This window comes from Niveispirillum sp. GW835-FHT14G11 (assembly GCF_058793615.1).
Genome location: NZ_JBXAFZ010000002.1, coordinates 555,420 through 577,153 on the forward strand (window position 1 = coordinate 555,420; position 21,734 = coordinate 577,153).

General features: G+C 66.3%; 16 protein-coding genes. 9 read left to right on the plus strand and 7 right to left on the minus strand.

All coding sequences use genetic code 11. The features are described 5' to 3' along the window. Window positions 1-5: 5 nt before the first annotated feature. Together AC1Q7F_RS05825 and AC1Q7F_RS05830 are read right to left on the minus strand one after the other, a co-directional pair. A complete protein-coding gene (locus AC1Q7F_RS05825) occupies window positions 6-2,063 on the minus strand; it encodes a hydantoinase/oxoprolinase family protein (RefSeq protein ID WP_492504732.1) in 2,058 nt (685 codons plus the stop codon). Window positions 2,064-2,123: 60 nt separating this feature from the next. Beyond that, window positions 2,124-3,035: a hydroxymethylglutaryl-CoA lyase gene (locus tag AC1Q7F_RS05830; protein ID WP_492504734.1), complete on the minus strand. Its 912-nt coding sequence runs from the start codon at window positions 3,033-3,035 to the stop codon at window positions 2,124-2,126. A gap of 212 nt (window positions 3,036-3,247) precedes the next feature. Between AC1Q7F_RS05830 and AC1Q7F_RS05835 the strand changes: the two genes are divergently transcribed. Then, on the plus strand, window positions 3,248-4,492 hold the full coding sequence (locus AC1Q7F_RS05835; RefSeq protein ID WP_492504736.1) for a CaiB/BaiF CoA transferase family protein: 1,245 nt from the start codon (window positions 3,248-3,250) through the stop codon (window positions 4,490-4,492). Window positions 4,493-4,494: 2 nt separating this feature from the next. After that, window positions 4,495-5,148: an isochorismatase family protein gene (locus AC1Q7F_RS05840; protein ID WP_492504738.1), complete on the plus strand. Its 654-nt coding sequence runs from the start codon at window positions 4,495-4,497 to the stop codon at window positions 5,146-5,148. Between the two features lie 53 nt (window positions 5,149-5,201). On the opposite strand, the gene AC1Q7F_RS05845 is transcribed toward AC1Q7F_RS05840, so the two are convergent. Next, window positions 5,202-5,405, minus strand: coding sequence for a hypothetical protein (locus AC1Q7F_RS05845; protein ID WP_492504740.1), 204 nt, complete (start codon window positions 5,403-5,405; stop codon window positions 5,202-5,204). Window positions 5,406-5,797: 392 nt separating this feature from the next. Here AC1Q7F_RS05845 and AC1Q7F_RS05850 point away from each other — a divergent pair, with 392 nt between their 5' ends. Next, on the plus strand, window positions 5,798-7,057 hold the full coding sequence (locus AC1Q7F_RS05850) for a metallophosphoesterase family protein (RefSeq protein WP_492504742.1): 1,260 nt from the start codon (window positions 5,798-5,800) through the stop codon (window positions 7,055-7,057). Further along, complete coding sequence (locus AC1Q7F_RS05855; protein WP_492504744.1) at window positions 7,057-10,491, plus strand: ATP-binding protein; 3,435 nt, start codon at window positions 7,057-7,059, stop codon at window positions 10,489-10,491. The genes AC1Q7F_RS05850 and AC1Q7F_RS05855 overlap by 1 nt, the downstream gene beginning before the upstream one ends. Window positions 10,492-10,544: 53 nt before the next feature. Here the strand turns inward: AC1Q7F_RS05855 and AC1Q7F_RS05860 are convergent, their stop codons facing one another. The 3 genes from AC1Q7F_RS05860 to AC1Q7F_RS05870 all read right to left on the minus strand — a co-directional run bounded on the left by AC1Q7F_RS05860 (window position 10,545) and on the right by AC1Q7F_RS05870 (window position 15,695). Then, window positions 10,545-12,884 (minus strand): TonB-dependent receptor, encoded by a 2,340-nt coding sequence (locus AC1Q7F_RS05860; RefSeq protein ID WP_492504746.1) that lies wholly within the window; start codon window positions 12,882-12,884, stop codon window positions 10,545-10,547. A 333-nt stretch (window positions 12,885-13,217) separates the two neighbouring features. Continuing rightward, a complete protein-coding gene (locus tag AC1Q7F_RS05865; RefSeq protein ID WP_492504748.1) occupies window positions 13,218-14,306 on the minus strand; it encodes a LacI family DNA-binding transcriptional regulator in 1,089 nt (362 codons plus the stop codon). Window positions 14,307-14,351: 45 nt separating this feature from the next. Further along, on the minus strand, window positions 14,352-15,695 hold the full coding sequence (locus AC1Q7F_RS05870; protein ID WP_492504750.1) for a GH1 family beta-glucosidase: 1,344 nt from the start codon (window positions 15,693-15,695) through the stop codon (window positions 14,352-14,354). A 330-nt stretch (window positions 15,696-16,025) separates the two neighbouring features. Here AC1Q7F_RS05870 and AC1Q7F_RS05875 point away from each other — a divergent pair, with 330 nt between their 5' ends. Genes AC1Q7F_RS05875 through AC1Q7F_RS05890 form a run of 4 tightly spaced genes read left to right on the plus strand, consistent with a single transcriptional unit; the run spans window position 16,026 to window position 20,013 of the window. Continuing rightward, window positions 16,026-17,171: an ABC transporter substrate-binding protein gene (locus tag AC1Q7F_RS05875; RefSeq protein WP_492504752.1), complete on the plus strand. Its 1,146-nt coding sequence runs from the start codon at window positions 16,026-16,028 to the stop codon at window positions 17,169-17,171. Between the two features lie 39 nt (window positions 17,172-17,210). Beyond that, window positions 17,211-18,080 (plus strand): carbohydrate ABC transporter permease, encoded by an 870-nt coding sequence (locus AC1Q7F_RS05880; RefSeq protein ID WP_492504754.1) that lies wholly within the window; start codon window positions 17,211-17,213, stop codon window positions 18,078-18,080. A 3-nt stretch (window positions 18,081-18,083) separates the two neighbouring features. Beyond that, complete coding sequence (locus tag AC1Q7F_RS05885) at window positions 18,084-18,923, plus strand: carbohydrate ABC transporter permease (RefSeq protein ID WP_492504756.1); 840 nt, start codon at window positions 18,084-18,086, stop codon at window positions 18,921-18,923. A 4-nt stretch (window positions 18,924-18,927) separates the two neighbouring features. Beyond that, a complete protein-coding gene (locus tag AC1Q7F_RS05890; protein WP_492504758.1) occupies window positions 18,928-20,013 on the plus strand; it encodes an ABC transporter ATP-binding protein in 1,086 nt (361 codons plus the stop codon). A gap of 13 nt (window positions 20,014-20,026) precedes the next feature. On the opposite strand, the gene AC1Q7F_RS05895 is transcribed toward AC1Q7F_RS05890, so the two are convergent. Then, window positions 20,027-20,923: a LysR family transcriptional regulator gene (locus AC1Q7F_RS05895; RefSeq protein ID WP_492504760.1), complete on the minus strand. Its 897-nt coding sequence runs from the start codon at window positions 20,921-20,923 to the stop codon at window positions 20,027-20,029. A gap of 186 nt (window positions 20,924-21,109) precedes the next feature. Here AC1Q7F_RS05895 and AC1Q7F_RS05900 point away from each other — a divergent pair, with 186 nt between their 5' ends. Beyond that, a complete protein-coding gene (locus AC1Q7F_RS05900; protein WP_492504762.1) occupies window positions 21,110-21,721 on the plus strand; it encodes a glutathione S-transferase family protein in 612 nt (203 codons plus the stop codon). The last annotated feature ends 13 nt before the right edge of the window (window positions 21,722-21,734 follow it).

A 21,734-nucleotide genomic window follows, 5' to 3' on the forward strand; every position in this document is an offset into this window, starting at 1 on the left:
TATCGTCAGGCAGCGGCAAGCGGGCGGATCAGGATCAAGCCATAATCGTCAACCTCCGCCCCATGGCCAGGCAGCAGCACGGTGGTGCTGTCCATCTCGCAGATGATGGCGGGGCCGATGATCCGGTCACCAGCCCTCAGGCGGGCGCGGTCATAGACGATGGCCGCCTGTTCCTGCCCGTCGGCCCAGATCACATGGTCGCGGACCTTGGCCGCCGACGGGTCGCCATCGCCCGTGGGCAGTTTCTCCAGCCGGATCGCCGATGCCTTGCCCAGCGCCGTGGCCCGCACCGTCACCAGTTCGCGGTCGCTCTCCAGGCAGAAGGTGAAAAGCCGCTCATGCTCCTTGTCGAAGGCAGCGCCCAGCGTCTCCAGCCCGTTTGCCGCGAACCCGTCCAGCGTCACGGGCAGGGAGACCTCGAACGCCTGGCCGGAATAGCGCACCCCGGCTTCAAAGCTGATCTCCTGGTCCGCCACCGGCACGCCTTCGGCCAGCAGTTCCTTCGACACGGCGGCATGCAACTCGCGCAGCACGTCGGCGACCGATGCGTTGGCGACATCCGGGAACGGCTTGCCAATGGATCGGGCCCGTTCGGCGCGCAGCCGCGTGGTGGCATCCCCGAAGGCGCACAGCACGCCGGGACTGGGCGGCACGATCACCGGCCAGCTGCCCAGCAGCTTGCCCAGCGCATTGGCATGCAGCGGACCGGCGCCGCCAAAGGCCACCAGCGCGAAATCCCGCGGGTCATAACCCTGCTGAACGGAGATCAGGCGCAGGGCGCCCATCATCGTCTCGTTGGCGATGGAATAGATGCCGTGGGCGGCTTCCTGCACCGTGATCGACAGCTGGTCGGCGATACTCTGCACCGATGCCGCGGCCGCCGGCCGGTCCAGGCGCATGGTACCGCCCAGCAATTCCTCCGGCAGATAGCCCAGCACGACATTGGCGTCGGTCACGGTGGGCTTGTCCCCGCCACGGGAATAACAGACCGGGCCGGGCACCGCACCGGCCGAGGCAGGTCCCACGCGCAGCGCCTTGGTCAGGTCCGGCACGAAGGCGATGGAGCCGCCGCCGGCCCCCACGGTGCGGATATCCAGCGAGGTGGCGCGCACCTTAAGGTCGCCGCACTGCGTCTCGCGCGCCAGGCGCGGCTGACCATTCTCGATCAACGCCACGTCGGTGGAGGTACCGCCCACATCCACGGTCAGCAGATTGCCAAAGCCCGACTTGCCGCACACCCACAGCGCACCGGCCACCCCGCCGGCCGGACCGCTCATCAGCAGGTTGACCGGATGGTCCTGCGCCTTCTCGAAGCTCATCAGCCCGGCGTCGGAGCGCAGCAGGTTCATCTGCCCGTTCATGCCGGCCTTGTTCAGTTCCGCCTTCAGGTTGCGGACATAGGTGGCCACGCGCGGGCGGACATAGGAATTGGCCACCGTGGTCAGGGCACGCTCATATTCCTGCATCTCCGGCAGCACTTCCGACGACAGCGAGATGGGCAGGTCGGGGAAGACCTCCCGCGCGATCTGGCCGGCCCGCACCTCATGCACATCGTTGCGATAGGCGTTGATGAAGGCGATGGTCAGGGCCTCGATCCCCTCCCTCTTCAGCCCTTCAAGCGCCGTGCGCAAAGCACCCTCGTTCAGGGGTCTGACGATGGAGCCATCGGCGCCGATCCGTTCCGGCACCTCCACTGTGGACTCAAGCGGTGCCGTCAGCGGCGGCTTGTTCCAGACGATCCAGCCGGCCAGCCCACCCGGCACGAAGCTGCGCGCGATATGCAGGACCTGGCGATAGCCGTCCGTCGTCACCAGCCCGACCTTGGCGCCCGTGCTGGTCAGCACGGTGTTGGTGGCCACCGTCGTGCCATGCATGAACAGCTGCACATCCTTGGGATCGATCTTCGCCTTGGCGCAGATCTTCAGCGTGCCGTTGACCACCGCGACCGAGGGGTCGTGCGGGGTGGACGGCACCTTGTCCCGGAAGGTCTCGCCCGTCTCGTCCTCGATCAGCAGAAGGTCCGTGAAGGTGCCCCCCACATCCACGCCCAGCCTGTAAGCCATTCTAAAAACTCCTGTTCCCGAAGGTGCTTCTGCTTTGCCGCGGCGTGGTTGTTCCCGCCGTCAGGTCGACTGGAGCGCGGCGGGGAACATCCCCGCCCGGCCCAGCATGGCCGGGTTGGGGCGGCCGATCACGCCCTCCAGCCACTTGGCCGCATCAATGGCGGCCGGAAGGTCGATGCCAGTGGCAATCTTCATGCGGTCCAGCATGTAGACCAGATCCTCGGTCGGGATATTGCCCGTCGCCGCCGGGGCGAAGGGACAGCCGCCGATGCCGCCCAGCGAACTGTCCAGCACGCTGACGCCGGCCATCACGGCGGCATAGGCGTTGGCGATGCCGGTATTGCGGGTATTGTGGAAATGCGCCCGCAGGCGGATGCCGGGCAGGGCTGCCGCCACGGCGTTGAACCGCTCCACCACGTCGGCCGGGCTGGCCACGCCGATCGTGTCGGCCAGGGCGATCTCGTCCGGGCCATGCTCGGCCGCACGTTTGGCGATCTCCACCACCCGCGCCACCGGCACCTCACCTTCAAACGGACAGCCGAACGACGCGCCGATGGTGATGCTGGTCGCCACCTTGGCCGCCCGCGCGGCGGCGGCCACCTCCGCCCAGCCGGACATCGTCTCCAGCGTCGGCGCCCCGTTATTGCGCCGGGAGAACGTGTCCGACGCCACCAGCACGTAATTGACCTCCCCGGCACCCGCCGCCAGCGCCCGGTCGAAGCCGCGCCCGTTCAGGGCCAGACCGATATAGGAAACACCACTATCCCGGGGCAGCGCCGCCAGCACCGCTTCGGCATCGGCCATCTGCGGCACGCGCTTGGGATTGACGAAACTGGTCACCTCGATCCGGCGCGCCCCGGCGGCGATGGCGCGGTGGATCAGCTCCAGCTTCTGTGCGGTGGAAACCGGCACCGCCTCATTCTGCAGGCCGTCGCGCGGGCTGACTTCCACGATCTCGATCCGGGCGACCATCGGCCTGCTCTCTCATCCACCTTCACGCTTAATGTATACAATCATGCTTTCGTTGAGCCTGACAAGGGGGATTGATCGAAAGTTCCCCGCGCACGGCACCTCTTGCCATTATGGCGCTGTGTATGCTTTCTTGTTGATGCACGCTGAAAGCGCCCCTCAACGGCCAGCGTCGATATCTGACAAAATATGTATACATTGAGTGGGAGAGAATGGTGACCGACCAGGCAACGGAACCAACCGGCGGCACGGGACAGGTGGCCACGCGCCAGGGTCCCCTGACAGACCTGCGGGTGATCGAGATGGGCCAGTTGCTGGCCGGTCCTTTCTGCGGTCAGTTGCTGGCCGATTTCGGGGCGGAGGTGATCAAGCTGGAACAGCCCGGCAGCGGCGATCCGATGCGCGAATGGGGCCGGGAAAAGCCGCATGGCAAGTCGCTCTGGTGGCCCGTGGTCGCCCGCAACAAGAAGTCGGTAACCCTCAACCTGCGGGAAAAGGCCGCCCAGCAGATCGTGCGCGATCTGCTGGCCCAATCCGACATCCTGATCGAGAATTTCCGCCCCGGCACCATGGAACGCTGGGGCCTGGGCTATGATGTGCTGTCGCAGATCAATCCCAGGCTGGTGATGGTCCGCGTCACCGGCTTCGGCCAGACCGGGCCCTATGCGTCCCAGGCCGGCTATGGCTCGATCGGGGAGGCGATGGGCGGCCTGCGCTATGTGGTGGGCGATCCGTCCACGGCCCCGTCGCGCATGGGCATCTCCATCGGCGACAGCCTGGCCGCCACCTATGCGGCGCTTGGCGCCCTGATGGCCGTGCATGCGCGTGAACGCACGGGCCGCGGCCAGGTGGTGGACAGCGCCATCTATGAGGCGGTGCTGGCCATGATGGAAAGCCTGGTCACCGAATATGACCAGACCGGCTATGTCCGTGAACGCACCGGCCCCATCCTGCCCAATGTCGCGCCCAGCAATGTCTATCCCACCCGCGACGGGCTGATGCTGCTGATCGCGGCCAACCAGGACACGGTGTTCAAGCGTCTGGCCGAGGCCATGGGGCGGCCGGAACTGGCGACCGACCCGCGTTACGCCACCCATTCGGCGCGCGGCACCGTGCAGCAGGAACTGGACGACCTGATCGCCGAATGGACCCGCACCATCGATGCCACCCCCCTGTCGGAATTGTTGGAAAAGCACGGGGTGCCGGCCGGCCGCATCTATCGCGCACCCGACATGATGGAAGACCCGCATTTCCAGGCCCGCCAGAACATCATCAAGGTCGCCCATCCGATCTTCGGCAAGCTGGCCATGCAGAATGTTGCCCCCCGCCTGTCGGATACGCCCGGCGGCGTCGTTCATCCCGGCCCCGAACTGGGGCAACATACGGTCGATGTGCTGGGCGGCCTGCTGGGCCTGGATGCGGCCCGGCTGGATGAATTGCGCAAGGCGGGGATCATCTGACCATGGCAACGGACCTGAATGCCGACTATGCCCAGGCCGGGTTCGGCAACCGGCTGGGCTGGGGCAAGCGCCCCGCCCTGCTGATCATCGATTTCGTCAATGCCTATCTCGATCCGGCCTGCCCGCTTTATGCCGGGGTGGAAGCGACGCGGGCGACCACGGCCGATCTGCTGCTGGCCGCCCGCGCCGCCCAGCTGCCGGTGTTCCACACCAACGTCGCCTATACGCCCGGCGGTGTGGATGGCGGGGTGTTCTTTCGCAAGGTGAAGGCGCTGTCCTGTTTCGAACGCGGCCTGCACCCGCACTGGGCCGCCTTCGCCGAGGGGCTGGAGCCGCTGCCGCATGAACCCGTGATCACCAAGCAATATGCCAGCGCCTTCTTCGGCACCTCACTGGCCTCCACCCTGGCGTCCAGCGGCATTGACACGCTGCTGATCGCCGGGCTGTCCACCTCGGGCTGTGTCCGCGCCTCCGCCTTGGACGCCTGCCAGCACGGCTTCGTGCCGCTGGTGGTACGCGAAGCCGTGGGCGACCGCGATGCCCGCGTGCATGAGGCCAACCTGTTCGACCTCAACGCCAAATATGCCGATGTGATCGGGCTGGAAGAGGCTGTCAGCCATCTGGGCGCCCTGGCCGGCGGGGCGGCGCACCGGTGAAAGGCATCCCCGATCCGGCGAGGGTGAAACCGAAGCCGCGCCGCGCGACGCCGTCAGGGACGCTGCAACTGGCTTTCCCGCACGATCCGTTCCTGGCCATTGCCGTCATTGCGGATACGATATTGCAGTTCGGCCCCGTCGCTGGGCAGCAGATTGCGGACGGTGAACAGGCCGGGGGGAACCACGAACCCCTGCATGCCGGGTTGGAAGTTCAGGCTCTGCCCGACGATGAACTTGTGCTGGCGAATGTTCGACATAACCTGCCCTCTTGTCCGGACTGGAGGCGAAAATCCGGCCCCATTCCTGAATAAATCTATCTATTCGGCGGTAAAATTTCAAGAAAATTCCCCCAACTAGATAAATGCACTAAAAATATCATCCGGCATTGCCATATTGATAAATCATCCTATGACTTCCGGATTACACATTCCGATTTGTCATTCCATCGCCAATCCTGAATAGCTGGATGATCGCGTACAGGATCATGATGCCGCATTTCTGCATCACCCTGATGGCCCCGCACCCACCATGCCTGACAAGATATCGCTCCGTCGCGGCCTGCCGCCTTGACATCCTCCCCATCGCCACGATGATGCCCCCCTGATATGGAAAAGCCCGATAATAACCCCGCATATCCAGGTAGAATGATATGGACCGGTTCAACTTCATCCATGCCGCCGACATTCACCTGGACAGCCCGCTGCACGGCCTTGCCCGCTATGACGGGTTACCGGCGGATGAGGTCCGGGGCGCTACCCGCGCTGCCTTCGACAATCTGATCCAGCGGGCCTGCGACGAGGCGGTGGATTTCATGCTGATCGCCGGCGACCTGTTCGATGGCGACTGGAAGGATATGGGTACCGGCCTTTATTTCGCCCGCGCCATGGCGAAACTGGCGGCGGCCGACATCCCCGTCTTCCTTCTGGCCGGCAACCATGATGCCGCATCGGTGCTGACGCGGCAGTTGCCCTGGCCCGGCAATGTCCGGCAATTCAACACCCGCCGGCCGCAGACATACACGCTCGACCATCTGGGCGTGGCCATTCACGGGCAGAGCTTCGCCAATGCGCAGGTGCTGGACAATCTGGCCACCTCCTATCCGGCGGCGCTGGCGAACCATTTCAATATCGGCATGCTGCACACGGCGCTGACCGGGCATGAGGGCCACGCACCCTACGCGCCCTGCACCATCCAGGACCTGACCGCCAAAGGCTATGATTACTGGGCGCTGGGTCATGTGCATGACCATGCGGTGCTGGGCGAACGGCCGCATATCATCTATCCCGGCAATTTGCAGGGCCGCCATATCCGCGAAACGGGACCCAAAGGCGCCGTTCTGGTGGAGGTGCAGGACCGCATGGTCGTGGGACTGGACCATATCCCGCTGGACGTGGTGCGCTGGGCACAGGTGGAGGTGGATTGCAGCACGGCGCAGAATTTGGACGATGTGAGCATGGCCACCCGTGCCGCCCTGGCCCACCATCACGCACGACAATCCGATGGCCGTGCCCTGATCGCCCGCGTCACCCTGACCGGGCGCACCGCCCTGGCCGGCCTGCTGCGCGACCGGTTGACGGTGCAGCGTGACGAGGTGCGGGCCCTGGCCGCCGCCATCGCGCCGGACCTGTGGATCGAGAAGGTGCGGGTAACGGCCACCCCGCCCGACATCGCGGCAGCGGATGCCGCCGCCGATGATTTCCTGGCCCTGCTGGCAGAGGCGGCGACGGCGCCGGACCTGGCCGAGGCCCTGTCCCAGGACCTGCGCCCCTTCCTGGCCGCCGCCGCCAAGGCGCTGTCCGACCAGGGCGATGGTCCGGCGGTACTGGCCGCGCGCGGAGACTGGACCGCCCTTCTTTCCATCTCCGGTACGGCGCTGAATGCCCGGCTGGCCGGCACGGGGGCCGGGTGATGCGCTTTTGCGAACTCCACCTGGAACGCTACGGGCGTTTTGAGGATCACCGCCTGCGCCTAGCCGCCGGCCCGCCCGATTTCCACATCATCTACGGCCCCAACGAGGCCGGCAAATCGACGACCCTGGCGGCGGTGTCCGACCTGCTGTTCGGCATCCCGCAGCGCAGCCCCTATAATTTCCGCTTCGACTATGCCCTGATGCGGGTCGGCGCCGTGCTGGAGGAGGATGGGCAAAGCCTGCACTGCCGCCGCCGCAAGACCAAGGACAAGAGCCTGATTGATGCCGGAGACCAGCCCGTCAACGAAGGAAGGCTGGCCGCCCTGCTGCACGGCCTGACCCGCGACACGTTCGGCGCCGGCTTCAGCCTTGACCAGGCGGGGTTGCGTGCCGGCGGGGAGGCCATGGTCAAGGCCAATGACGATCTGGGCCAGGCCCTGTTCGCCGCCGGTTCCGGCCTAACCGGCATCGCGGCGCTGCAAACGGCATTGGCCGATGAAGGCGACGCCATATGGGGGGCCCGCGCCGCCGCGCGCCGGACCTTCACCATCGCCGAACGCCAGTATGAGGAAAGCCAGCGCCACCTGAAGGACCATCTGCTGCGGCCCAAGGAATGGTCGGACGCCAGCGCCCTAGTGACCCGCCGTGAGCAGGAACTGGCGGAACTGAAACACCGGCAGGCGGCCCTCTCGGCGGAACGGCAGGCGGTGGAGCGGCTGCGGCGCACCAGTTCCATCCTGCAGCAGCGCGCCGTCCTGCTGGCGGAAATCGCCGCACAGGGGTCCGCCCCCGGCTTCACCTCGCAGGAGGAGGAGCGTGCGGAGACGGCCCTGGCGTCCCTGACCAGGGCCGATGCGGATCGCACCATCGCGCAGAAACTGCGTGACGAAGCGGTGGAGAAGCTGGGGACACTGTCGCCCGACGCCATCACCGATCTGGCCGACAGGATCGGGGACTTGATTGAACGGCGCGGCGCCGTCACCAAGGCGGCGGGCGACCTGCACCGGCTGGAAACCGAACGGGACGACATGGCGGCGGAGATCGTGGCCCTGCGCGCCGACCTGTCCATCCAGGGCGACCCGCCGGCCGCCGCGACCATGGCCCGCCTGCGCGCCATCGCCACCCGCCATGCCAATGCCGAATCCGGCCGCCGCGCGCATGCGGATCAATTGGCGGCCCCGCAGGCCAAGGTGAAGACCTTGCGCAATGAGCTGGCCAACGCACCCCAGGCCGAGGGTCTGGGCCTGCTGCGCGCCGCCATCGCCCGCGCCCATGGTCTGGGCGATGATTTCGACGGGCGCTGCGCCGACAATCTTGGCAGCGCCGAGCGGGCTGAGCAGGAAGCGGTTATCGCCCTGGAACGGCTGGCCCCCTGGCAGGGGGATGTCGGCACGCTGGCGCGGCTGCAAAGCCTGGCCGAACCGGAAATCCAGGCAGCCCTGGAACAGCGACAGCAGCTTGACGCCGCGGTCACCGAAGAACAGCAGGAATGCCGTCGTCTGGACGAGGCGATGGAGCGGACCCACGCCGACCGCGACCGGCTGGCGGATGCAGGCCAGGCCGTAGCGGCGGAGGATATCATCCGTGCCCGTACCACGCGCGACCAGCTGTGGCGCAGGATTGCGGACCATCTGCACCAGCGCACCCAGCCCGCCCCGTCCGCCGATGCCTTCACCGATGCCGTGATCAGCGCCGACACCCTGGCCGACCGCCGGTTCGACAATGCCGAGGCGTCGGCCAGACTGACCCTGCTGGATGGGGAACTGGCCACCCTGTCCTTGCAGCGGGACCAGGCCGCCCTGAGGCTTGCCGATGCGAAAAGCGGGATGGAGACGGCGAAACGCGAATGGTGCGACCGCCTGTCGGCATCCCACCTGCCCCGGCTGGACCCCGTCCGGCTGCGCCATTGGCAGACCCTGCGGATGGACGCCCTGGCCAGGCATCAGACCGCCCAGGACGCAAGGCGGCAGGTGACGCGCGACCTTGATCGCCGATCACAGGTCATCGACCTGCTGCGCGCGGCCATGGCATCGCCGCCACCCGCTGCCGACCGGCTGTCCCCCCTCCTGACCCTGGCGGAGCGGGAAAAGGAACAGGGCGAGAAGTTGGAAGCCGCCTTCACGGAGAAGCAGGCCACGCTTTCCAGCCTGGAGGATCAGATCGCCAGGACCGAACAATTGCTGGAGCAGGACCGGCGGCAGGCCGAGCGGGCCCTGGCCGACTGGACGGCGGAACCGGCGGCGGCCGGCATCGCGCTTGATCCCGACCGTATCGGCGACCTTCTGTCCCGCATCGATACGCTGCGCGGCAAGCTGGAGGAACTGGCGGGCCGCAAGAAGCGTATCGAGGGCATCGGCCGTGACCGGCAGCTGTTCACCGACGATGTCGCGGCCCTGGCGGCACAGGCCGGCATGCATGCCGATCCCGACCCGTCCAGGACCCTGGACCTGCTGCGCACCCGGCTGGCCCAGGCCCAGGCCGTGGCCCAGGCCATGACGACGCTGAGTCGGGAACGCGACCGGCGACAGGCGGAACTGGACGCCGCCGACGCCGAGCGGCGCAAGGCCCTGGTCACCCTGGCCCCCCTGCTGGCGCAGGCCGGGCTAGATGACCCCGCCACCCTGCCGGCGCTGATCGGGGCCTCCCGCCGCCGGCGGACGCTTGAGGCCGGACTGGCCGACGCGGAGCGGCAGATCCTGGCCAATGGCGACGGCCATGCCCTGGCCGACCTCACCGCCGCCTGGCAAGCCAGCGACCCCTACCAGACGGCGGCACGGGCCCAGGCGCTGGAACAGGAACAGGCCGAGCTGACCGAAAGCCTGTCGGCGGCGGCCGATGCGCTGGGGGAGGCCCGGCGGGCCTTCGCCATCCTGGACGAACGGCCGGGTGCCGCCGCCGACGATGCCGCCGACGCGGAGGCGGCCCTGGCGGAAATGGCAGCGCAGGCCGATACCTATGTGCTGAAACGGGCCCAGGCGCTGACGCTGCGCTGGGCCATGGACCGCTATCGTGAGCGGCGGCAGGACCCGCTGCTGCGCCGGGCCTGCGACCTGTTCAGCACCCTGACGCTGGGCCGGTTCAGCGGGTTGCGGATCGATTATGAGGCGACGACGCCGCGGCTGCTGGGACTGCGCGACGATGGCACAACCCTGGTCCCCATTGACGGGATGAGCGAGGGCACCACCGACCAGCTGTTCCTGGCCCTGCGTCTGGCCGCCGTGGAACAATCCATCGCCGCCGGCGTGCGGGTGCCGTTCCTGGCCGACGACCTGTTCGTGAATTTCGACGATGAACGGTCCATGGCGGGCCTGCGTGTGCTGGCCGATCTGGCCCGCTCCACCCAGGTGCTGTTCTTCACCCACCACGCCCATCTCTGCGACCTGGGCCGCCGGGCATTAGGTGCCGACATCCTGTCGGAACATCGGCTGGCGTGACGGGCGACCGCCCGCCCGGCACGATGCCGGCGCGGGCGGCGCTGAAATGCCCGTCAGAACCGATAGGCGGCCCGCAACCCCCAGGTGCGCGGCGCGTCATAGAAGGCGCGCGCCACGCCGGCGAAGCCGGGGACGGCCCCGGTGGAAGCTGCCTGCTGGCCGCGGATGTCGATATTGTTCTTCACTTCCTTGTCCTCCAGGTTCTGCACAAAGGCTTCCAGCTGCCAGTTGGCGGGGGATTCATAGCGCAGCGACAGGTCGGTGCGGGTATAGGCCCCCTGCCGGTCGGTGGTGCGGTTGAAATCGGTCAGGAACATTTCCGACTGATATTTGCTCTGGATACGCGGCACGATCACCCCGCCATCGGGCAGGTCGAAGAAATGCTCGTAGACCAGGGTCACCGCCACCTCCGGCGCAAACGGCAGCTTCTTGCCCTTCAGATTAATGGCGCCATTGGGATTGCCGGCCGTGAAGATGTTGGTGTCCACGGTCTTGAAATCATCATACTCGGCACTCAGCAAGGCGGCCGACACCTGCAGCCGGTCATTGGCGGAGACGCGCCAGCTGGCCTCGGATTCCAGGCCATAGATGCTGGCCTTGGTGGCATTCACGGTGACCAGTTGCTGGATGCCGTTGGCGCCGATGACGGTGTTGGCGCGCAATATGTCGCTATAGTCGGAATAGAAGGCGACATTGTTCAAGGTCAGCCGCCCGTCCAGCAGCGTGGCCTTCAGGCCCAACTCGTAATTGGTGACGTTCTCCGGGTTGGCGGCACTGCCGCCATCCTGAATCACACCGGACTTGAAGCCGGTATTGACCATGGCATAGGCTAGCAGGTCGGCGGAGACATCATATTCGCCGCGCGCCATCCAGGTGGTTTTTGACCAGTTCTTGTCAGCATCGTTGCGGGCCGTCACCACGCACAGGCTGGGGATCTGGCTGGTGGGGATGCCGATGACATTGATCCCGCCCGTGGCGGGCGTGGAATTGTTGCGGTTGCAGACATAGTTGCGCCCGCCCGTATCCTTCTTGGTGTCCTTGGTATAGCGCAGGCCGCCGGTCACCCGCGCCGCCTCGGTCACATGGAACGTCTCCTGCGTGAACAGGGCCCAGGAGGACAGGTCGCGACGCGGCTGGATGAAGGTCTGGGCATCGCGGCGGTCATTGGGGTCGAACTGGCCCGGCACCGTACCGGTATCGTCGCGGAAATCGATATCGAAGCGGATATCGTTGTCTTCCTTGTAGTAGAAGGCGCCGAACAGCCAGTCCAGCCGCTCCGCATTCACCGATTTCACCTGCAATTCATGCTGGTGGCTGTCGAAGACGCCGCGCTCGAACCGCCGCTCCTCGGCAAAGGCCGGCGACACGGGCGGGCGCGGCAAGGCGCGCAGCACCGGGTCCAGCGCATAGCCCACGTCATTGTCATTCACATTCTGCCGCGTCATATGGGCCCAGCCGAACAGATAGCTGACCTCCACACTGTCCACCGGCTGATAATCGGCACGCAGACGCACCGTGTCATTGACTTGGTCCAGCATGCCGGGGCTGTCGATCACCGCCGACCGGCGCTTGGTACCGGGCAGCGGGGTGACATTGACCGGCACGGTGCCTGCCCCCTGGTCGGAGAAGCGCTCGGCCGACACGAACAGCTTGAAATTCTCCGCGGGGGTCCACAGCGCGCTGACCCGGCCGGAATAGCGGTCGGCATTGTCGTACTTGTCGGCGCCGGGCGGCACCTTGGACCCGGCCGCGAAATCGATGAAGCCGTCGCGCTGCTCCACATAACCGGCAGCCCGGATGGCGAGAGTATCGGTGATGGGCAGGTTCAGATGGCCCTTCATGCGGAACAGGCTGTAATTGCCGGCCGTCAGATCGATAGAGCCGGACGCCTTTTCCGCATTCGGTTTGGCCGTAATGATGTTTACCACACCGGCATTGGAATTGCGGCCGAACAAGGTACCCTGCGGGCCACGCAGCACCTCCACCCGCTCCACATCGTACAGCAGCGCCGTGGCGCCTTGCGGGCGGGGCGAATAGATGCCGTCGACATGGAAGGCCACGGCCGGGTCGCCCACCTCCGTCCGGTTGGTGGAAACGATGCCACGGATGGCCACGTCCACGGCGGCCTGGTTGCTGCTCTGGCCGATCTGCAGGCCGGGCACCAGCGACACGATGCTTTTCAGGTCGGAAACCTGGAGCTGGTCCAGCGCCGCCTGGCTCAGCGCCGTTACCGCCACGGGCGTATCCTGCAAGGACACGGCCCGCTTTTCGGCGGTGACGATGATCTCCTCCAGCATGGCGCTGGAGGTCTGGGCCAGGGCCGGTGCGGCGATGGCACCCAGCGCGGTGGCGGCAAGCAGGAAACGTTTGATGGTGCGGGTCTTGGTCGTCATGGGTTCTCTCCCTCCCTGTTTTGGGCAAAATTCTCCCCTGACCGGGCGGTGGCACCCGTCCGGCTGGGCATGTTGCGGGCAATGGGGACCCGTTCCCCGCGCGGGCGTTGCGTGCGGGGGGTGCGGGTTTCTTGTCATGTTGAAAGCCAGTAGGTCAGGTCGAGGGGCGGAGCCCCGAGCCCTGACAAACGACGGTGCCTTCGAGGTGTCAGGGCTCGCCTACGGCTCGACCTGACCTACGGTAGTTCACCGCCATTTGCGGCCTGGCACTGTCCGCCTCAGTTCTTCAATGCCTTCATGCGTCGGTCTCTCCCTCGTCTGTCGGCCGGGACTTCAGATCCCTTGTTGGCTGGATTGTCTCTTGTCCCCGGCCGTGGCCTGGGTGCGCAGGTCCGTACGGAACCGCTGCAGGTCGTCGATGCGCTGATAGGGCAGCACCGTTTGCAGGTTCTCCGCCGGCTCACCCCCCAGTAGTGCCAGCATATGGCGGGCCAGTTCCTCGCCATCGCGGCGCTGCGGCTGGTAGTAATAGGTCACACCCTGTTCGAACGGCATGCGGAACGGCATACCGCCGAAGCCAACGATGCGCAGCCCGTCGCGCGCTGGGTCCATGCCCTGTTCCAGGGCCGCCTCCATGGCGCCGAACATCGACAGCTGGTTGGCGCAGACGATGGCCGTCACGCTGCTGTCGCGCGCCAGCAGGTCGCGCACCGCATCCTGGCTGGCCCAGACCGACAGGTTGGATGTCACCAGCAGCGACTTGTCCCAAGGGATGCCCAGTTCGGCCAGTGCCCGCTGATACCCCCGCAGCCGGAACCCGGCATAGGTCATGTTGCCCAGGGGGTTGAACAGGGCGATGCGCCTGTGCCCATCGGCCGCCAGGCGGATGACGGCATCATAGATCCCGCCCTCATCATCATGGTCGACAAAGGGGTGGGGGCTGTGCAGTTCGGTGCGCCCGAAACTGACGAACGGGAACTTGAATTCCAGGCAGAAGCGCGCCCGTTCATCCATGGGTGTGGTGCGGGAAAAGATGATGCCGTCGGCCAGCCGCTGCTGGAACACCCGGCGCACGGTTTCCAGCGGCGACTGGCTGGCCGTCTGCGCCAGGACGATCAGGTTGTAACTGTCGCTTTCCAGGGTGCGCGATACGCCCTCCACCTGCGCCAGGAAGCCGGCATCGCCGTAATCGGCGACTTCGGGAGCAAAGAACACCGAACAAATCTTCATGGTCCGCCCGGTGCGCAGATAGACGCCGCCAGCATCGGGCAGGTAACCCAGGGTCGCCGCCGCCTGCTTGACCCGTGCCACCGTGTCCGGCTTCACCTCCGGCCCGTCCTTCAGCGCCCGGGACACGGTCGTGATCGACAGGCCCAGATGCTCGGCAAGGGTTTTCAGGTTGGTGCGCTGGCTGGGCTGCATGGCGGTCGGGCTCGGGTTCGGGTTCACCTTGGACGGTTGGCGAGATTACGAATATTCGCCGGGCGGCGGCACTTCATTCTCATGCATCACACGGCGCATGAAATCGAACGACGCCTTGGGCGTGCGCTTGCCTGTCTGGTAATCGACATGCACCAGCCCGAAGCGCTTGTTATACCCGTGCGCCCATTCGAAATTATCCAGCAGCGACCAGGGCATATAGCCCCGGATATCCGCCCCTTCCGAAATCGCCCGGTGCATGCCGGCCAGATAATCGCGGTAATAGGCGATGCGGTCCTGGTCATTGATGCGCCCGTCGGGGCCGGGCAGGTCCAGGAAGGCGACGCCGTTCTCCGTCACGAAGACCGGCGGGTTGCCATAGTCGCGGCGCAAGCCATCCAGCGCCTCATAGAAGGCGTGGCCGTCAATGCCCCAGTTCATCTCCGTCCGGCGCAGATATTTCGGCGGCTCGACAATCCTGAACGGCCAGGCCGTGCCCTCGGCCGGGGACAGGTAGGTCGGGAAATAATGGTTCACCCCCTGGTAATCCACGGGCCGGTGGATCTCATCCATGTCGCCCGCCTGGATATGCGGGGCGAAGCGGTCCAGCACGCTGTCGGGATAGTGGCCCCGATGCACCGGGCCCAGGAACACGCCGTTCCATTTATCCTCGAACAGCCCCACCAGATGCGCATCACGTTCGGCGAACTGGGGCAGCGGCCGGCCCTTATGGACGGGCAGGACGAAACCCACCGGCACGCCGGGCGCCAGATCGCGCACGACCCCCACCGCCCGCCCATGGGCCAGATTCAGGTGGTGAGCCACACGTACCGCCGCGCGCGGGTCGGTCAGTCCGGGCGCATGCCGCCCCTCCTCATTCCCGACCCAGGCGCAGACCGACGGTTCGTTGAAGGTGACCCAGGTCCGTGCCCGGTCACCCAGCCGGCGTACCATCAGGGACGCGTAATCGGCAAACCAGGCGGCACTGTCGCGGTTGACCCAGCCGCCCTTGTCCTGCAACGCCTGCGGCAGGTCCCAATGGTACAGGCAGGGCCAGGGCTCCAGCCCGCGCTCCAGCATGCCATCGACCAGCCGGTCATAGAAATCCAGGCCCTTCTGGTTGGTGGCGCCCGTGCCGTCCGGTTGCACCCGCCCCCACATGATGGAGAAACGGTATTGCTGCGCACCCAACGCGCGGATCAGGTCCAGATCCTCCTGCCAGCGATGATAATGGTCGCAGGCCACGGTGCCGGTATCGCCATTGGCCACCCGGCCGGGGGTGGCGCAGTAGGTGTCCCAGATGCTGGGTCCGCGCCCGTCATCGGGCGCCCCGCCTTCGATCTGATAGCTGGAGGTGGAGACCCCCCACCTGAACCCGTCCGGGAAACGCATCGTGACCGTCTCTTGATAGAATGTCGGGAAAATCGGGCCGTCCCCGGCCACCCAAGGCAGACGCAAAGGGATGTCGGGCGGCAGGAACCGTCCATGGAAAAATCGTAACGTTTCGAAAAATGCCTGTCCAGGCTGAATCTACGTTAAAACGCATTTTTCCTTGATTGACAGTCGGTGTCCGCTGGCCATACTTCACGGAAATCGAAACGTTTCGGATTGTGCGACGCAATGAAGATCAGGGCGGAAACATGCTGCGCTGCCGTAAAGTTCGCGGCAATCTCCTGGCTGGCCCTGGCAAGCAGTGCAGCATGCGCGCAGGAGCTGGAGGTGATGCATTGGCTGACCTCGGGCGGGGAATCCGCGTCGCTGTCGGTGGTGCGTCAGGCCTTCCAGGATCAGGGCGGGGTGTGGCGCGATGCGCCGGTGCCGGGCGGGTCCTCGGCGCGGGCCGCGGCCGTCAACCGTATCCTGGGCGGCAACCCGCCGCCGGTCTTCCTGTTCTCCCTGGGCGCGCAACTGAATGAGTTGTCCAGCCACGGGCTGGTCATGCCGGCACCGGGGGCGGATACGGAATGGGACCGCATCCTGCCCCCGCTGCTGACCCGGTCGGCCACATATCAGGGCCGGTACATGGCGGCACCCCTGAACATCCATGGTGAGAACTGGATGTTCTACAATACTGCCTTGCTGCAACAGGCGGGGCTTGCCGTGCCCCGCACCTGGGCGGAATTCCTGGAGGCGGCGGCGACGCTGAAGGCCATGGGCAAGACCCCCATCGCCCTGGGCGGGCAGCCCTGGCAGGAACGGCTGCTGTTCAACGCCGTCCTGCTGGGCGTTGGCGGCCGCGATTTCTACCGGCAGGTCTATGAAGCGCTGGACCCCTCCGCCCTTTCCTCCGCCACCATGCTCGACGTGTTCCGCACCTTCGCCAGCCTGCGCCCCTTCGTGGATGAGGGCAGCCCCGGCCGGCGCTGGAACCAGGCGACCTCCATGCTGATGCGCGGCGATGCGGCGTTCCAGTTCATGGGTGACTGGGCCAAGGGCGATATCAGGGCGGCGGGAATGGAACCGGGGGTGCAGATCGGCTGCGCCCTGGCCCCGGGCCCCGATCAAGCCTACATCATGGTGGTGGACGCCTTCGCCTTCACCCAGCCGCGCGACGCGGCCACGGCGGAAGCACAGAAACGCTTCGTGTCGGTGATGATGGACCCCGCCGTGCAGGCCGGGCTGAACCAGGCCAAGGGCGCCATCCCCGTGCGCACCGACCTGCCCGATGACGGGTTCGATGTCTGCGCGAAACAGGCCATGGCCCTGATCCGCGACCCGGAAACCAACCTCGCCTCCACCGGTATGGGCCTGTCGGGCGGCATGGCCGGGGCCGTGGACGACGCCATTTCGCAATTCTGGAACGACCCGCGCCTGACGCCCGAGCAGGGGCAGGAATTGCTGCGCAAATCCATCCTGGCTTTCCGCTGACCCGGACCGCCAGCAACGATAATGACAAGGGAGGACGGGATGAAGCCATCGCACCGGGCACCCACCATCGCCCTGCTGCCGGCGGGGCTGATCACCTTCGTCTGCTTCTATCTGTTCATTGCCTGGACCTTCGCCATCTCCCTGACCGGCTCGCAATTGCTGCCCAGCTGGGATTTCGTGGGGCTGATGCAGTATGAAAGGCTGTTCGCCAGCGCCCGCTGGTGGACGGCCCTGGGCAACATGGCGCTCTATGGCGCGCTGTTCATCGCCGGCTGTCTCAGCGTCGGCTATCTGCTGGCCATCCTGATCGACCGCGGCGTGCGGGCGGAAGGGGTTTACCGCACCATTTTCATGCTGCCGCTGTCCATGTCCTTCGTGGTCACCGGCATCATCTGGCAATGGATGCTGAATCCCGGTCTGGGCATCCAGCAGGCGGTGCGCGGTTTGGGATGGGAGGAGTTCGCCTTCAACTGGCTGGTCCGGGCCGACCGCTCCATCTACACGGTGGTGCTGGCCGGCATCTGGCAGCAATCGGGCCTGTGCATGGCCCTGTTCCTGGCAGGATTGCGCGGCGTCGATCCGAACATCTGGAAGGCGGCGAAGGTGGATGGCATTCCCACCTGGCGCGTCTATGCCGCCATCGTCACGCCCATGCTGCGCCCCGTCTTCTTCACCGCCGGCATCCTTCTGTTTTCCCTGGTGGTAAAATCCTTCGATCTGGTGGTGGCGCTGACCGGCGGCGGCCCCGGCTTTTCGTCCGACCTGCCGGCGCGGTTCGTGATGGAGCATATATTGAACCGGCAGGAACTGGGTTTGGGCGCGGCGGGTGCCTGCATGATGCTGGCCACCATCGCCGCCGTGGTCGGCCCCTATCTCTATGCCGAAATCCGGCAGAAGAAGGGGGGCTGAACCATGCGTCGCTTGCCGCTCTACCTGATGCTGTCCGTGGCGGCGCTGATGGTACTGTTCCCGCTGCTGGTCATGCTGTCGACCTCGCTGAAACCCCTGGGCGAGATCAACAATGGCAGCCTGTTCGCCCTGCCGCAGGACCCGACAATCGGTGCCTGGGCCAAGGCCTGGGGCGGGGCCTGCATTTCCGGCACCTGCCGGGGCCTGTCGGTCTGGTTTGGCAATTCCTTCGCCATCGTCCTGCCGGCCCTGTTCTGCTCCCTGGCCCTGGGTGCCCTGACCGGCTATGCGCTCAGCCTGCGCACGGCCAGATGGGTGGATATGCTGTTCGCGGCCCTGCTGATCGGCCTGTTCATCCCGCCGCAGGTGACGCTTTATCCGATGATCGTGCTGGTGCGCGAAATGGGGCTGTTCGGCACGCTGGGCGGTCTGGTCTTTGCCCATACGGTCTGGGGCCTGGCCTTCGTCACGCTGCTGTTCCGCAATTTCTTCCTGTCGGTGCCGCGCGACCTGCTGAAGGCGGCGCGCATCGACGGGGCCGGGTTCCTGGCCAGTTTCTGGCATGTGATGCTGCCCTTGTCGCTGCCGGTCTGTGCCGTCGCCCTGGTGCTACAATTCACCTATATCTGGAACGACTTCATCCTGGGCCTGACCTTTGCCGGCCCGGGGCGCCAGCCGGTGACGGTGGCACTCAACGTCCTGGCCGGGTCGCAGTTCGGGCCGCAGGAATATAATGTCAACATGGCTGCGACCATGATCGCAGCATTACCCACCATCCTGGTCTATCTCCTGTCCGGACGCCTGTTCGTGCGCGGGATCGCGGCCGGGGCCGTGAAGGGATGAAATGATGCAACGCGTCCGCCTGCAAGGCATCGCCAAGAATTTCGCCGCCACCTCTGTGCTGGACCGGATCGATCTGGATATCGAGCCGGGGGAGTTCCTGGTGCTGCTGGGCCCGTCCGGCTGTGGCAAGTCCACGCTGCTGAACATCGTCGCCGGGCTGGAGGAACCCAGCGCCGGCAGCATCCATTTCGGCGACCGCGACGTGACGGCGCTGGAACCCGACCAGCGCGACATCGCCATGGTGTTCCAGTCCTACGCGCTGTATCCCACCATGTCCGTGCGCCGGAATATCGGCTTCGCGCTGACGATGCGCGGCCTGTCCAAGGCGGAAATTGCGGCGAAGGTGGATGGCGTCGCGGGGCTGCTGCAGATCGGCCATCTGCTGGACCGCAAGCCGGCGCAGCTGTCGGGCGGGCAGCAGCAGCGGGTGGCCATCGGCCGCGCCCTGGTGCGCGAGCCGCAGGTGTTTTTGCTGGACGAACCCCTGTCCAACCTGGACGCCAAGCTGCGCGCCGATATGCGGGTGGAGCTGAAACGCCTGCATGAACGCGGCCGCCGCACCACGCTTTACGTCACCCATGACCAGGTGGAAGCGATGACGCTCGCCAGCCGCATCGTGGTGATGGACAAGGGTCGCGTGCAGCAATGCGACCGGCCGGAGATGGTCTATGCCAAACCCGCCAACCGCTTCGTGGCCGGCTTCGTCGGTGCCCCCACCATGAATTTCCTGGAGGGTGCGCTGGCCCTGGCCGACGACCGGCCGGCGTTGCGCCTGGGCGACCACATCCTGCCGCTGCCGGGACTGAGGGCGGGGACAGGCCTGCGCACGGATCAGCCCCTGGTGCTGGGCCTGCGGCCCGAACATCTGTCGCTGGCCCCGGACGGGGAGCCCGGCACCTGTCAGGGCCAGGTGCTGATGACGGAGCCGACGGGACCCGACACCTATGTCCTGATCCGGCTGGCCGGGCGGGAGGTGACGGCCCGCATGCCGCCCGGCGTGGCGCTGGCGGCCGGCCAGAATGTCAGCCTGCACCTGGACGGGGCGGCAGCCAGCCTGTTCGACACGGGCGAGGGCCTGCGCCTGAACTGAAACATCCGCCGGCTCAATTGATCAAACGGTTCGCGCGCAGCCGCGCGGCGGCGAAATCCACGAAGGCCCGGACCTTGGCGGCGGCGTTGCGGCCCTCGGGATGCACGACATGGATGGGCAATACCTCCTCCTCGAAATCATCCAGCACGGTCCGCAGCCTGCCCGCCAGCAGGTCCGGGCCGATCTGGTAGGAGAGGATGCGGGTCAGGCCCCATCCCGACCGCGCCGCGACGATGGTGCCCTCGTTGGAATTGCAGAACAAGGCCGGCCTGACAGGCATGACGATGTCTCCCTGCGGTCCGAACCGCCAGTCCAGCGAGGCCCAGGCCCCCGTCGAGGCGACGATGCGGTGCCCGGCCAGATCCGATGGATGCAGCGGCACGCCATGGCGGGCGAAATAATCGGGCGAACCGCAGATCACACGCCGCACCGACCCCACCTTGACGGCGCTATAGCTGCTGTCCGGCAAGTGTCCGATGCGGATGGCAACATCGATCCCCTCATCCACCATGTTGGTGACCCGGTCCAGCAGCAACATGGTGCCCGTCACCTCCGGATAGGTGTCCAGGAACTCCATCAGGATGGGCATGACATACATCTGCCCGAACAGCACCGACGCGGTCACTGTCAGCCCGCCCCGCGGCCTGGCATGGGAACCGGCAGCCGACGCATCCGCCTCCTCGATGGTCGCCAGGATGCGGCGACAATCCTCCACATAGCGGCGCCCGACCTCCGTCAGCTTGACCAGGCGGGTGGTGCGGGTCAGCAGCCGGGCGCCGATCGCCTCCTCCAGCGCCGCGACGGCGCGGGTGACGGCGGGCGGGCTCATGTTCAACTGCCGGGCGGCCTGGGCGAAGCCGCCGGTATCGGCGATGCGGACCAGGACTTTCATGGCATGGAGACGGTCCATGGGCGGCTTCCCTCCGGCGGGTCGGTGCGCGGCACAGCATAGATCCGCCCCGGCCCGCGCACCAGGGCATTATTCCATAAATCGGAATAGTCCCTTGCCATGGATGCATCTTCTTCCGATCAACGTTTCGCGTCAATGATCTGGGGCGCCGGAGATGCCGGCATAGACCCGAGCGGGAGCAGACCCATGAAACTCTATTTCCATCCTATGTCCGGCCATGCGCACCGCGCCCGCCTGTTCCTCTCCCTCATCGGTGCGCAGGTGGAGATTGTGGAGGTCGATCTGGCCAAGGGCGCGCACAAATCGCCGGAATATCTGGCGCTGGACCGGTTCGGCCAAGTGCCGCTGCTGGAGGATGCCGGCATCATCGTGCCGGATTCCAATGCCATCATGGTCTATGCTGCCAAGAAGTTCGGCCGCAGCGACTGGCTGCCCGAGGATGCGGCCGGTGCCGCGAAGGTCCAGCGCTGGCTGTCGGTCGCCGCCGGCCAGATCGCCTTCGGCCCGGCTGCCGCCCGGCTGGTCACCGTATTTAAGGCCAAGTTCAACGCCGATGAGGTGATCGCCCGCGCCCATGCCATCCTGGCGCTGATCGAGGCGGAGCTGGAAGGCCACGACTGGATCGCCGCCCCCCGGCCGACCATCGCCGATGTGGCGCTTTACAGCTATATCGCCCGCGCGCCGGAAGGGAATGTCGATCTCAGCGCCTATGGCAATGTCCGGGCCTGGCTGGGCCGGATCGAAGCCCTTCCCGGCTTCGTGGAATTCGTGAAGACACCGGCCGGTCTGGCCGCCTGATTGTTGCCCCACC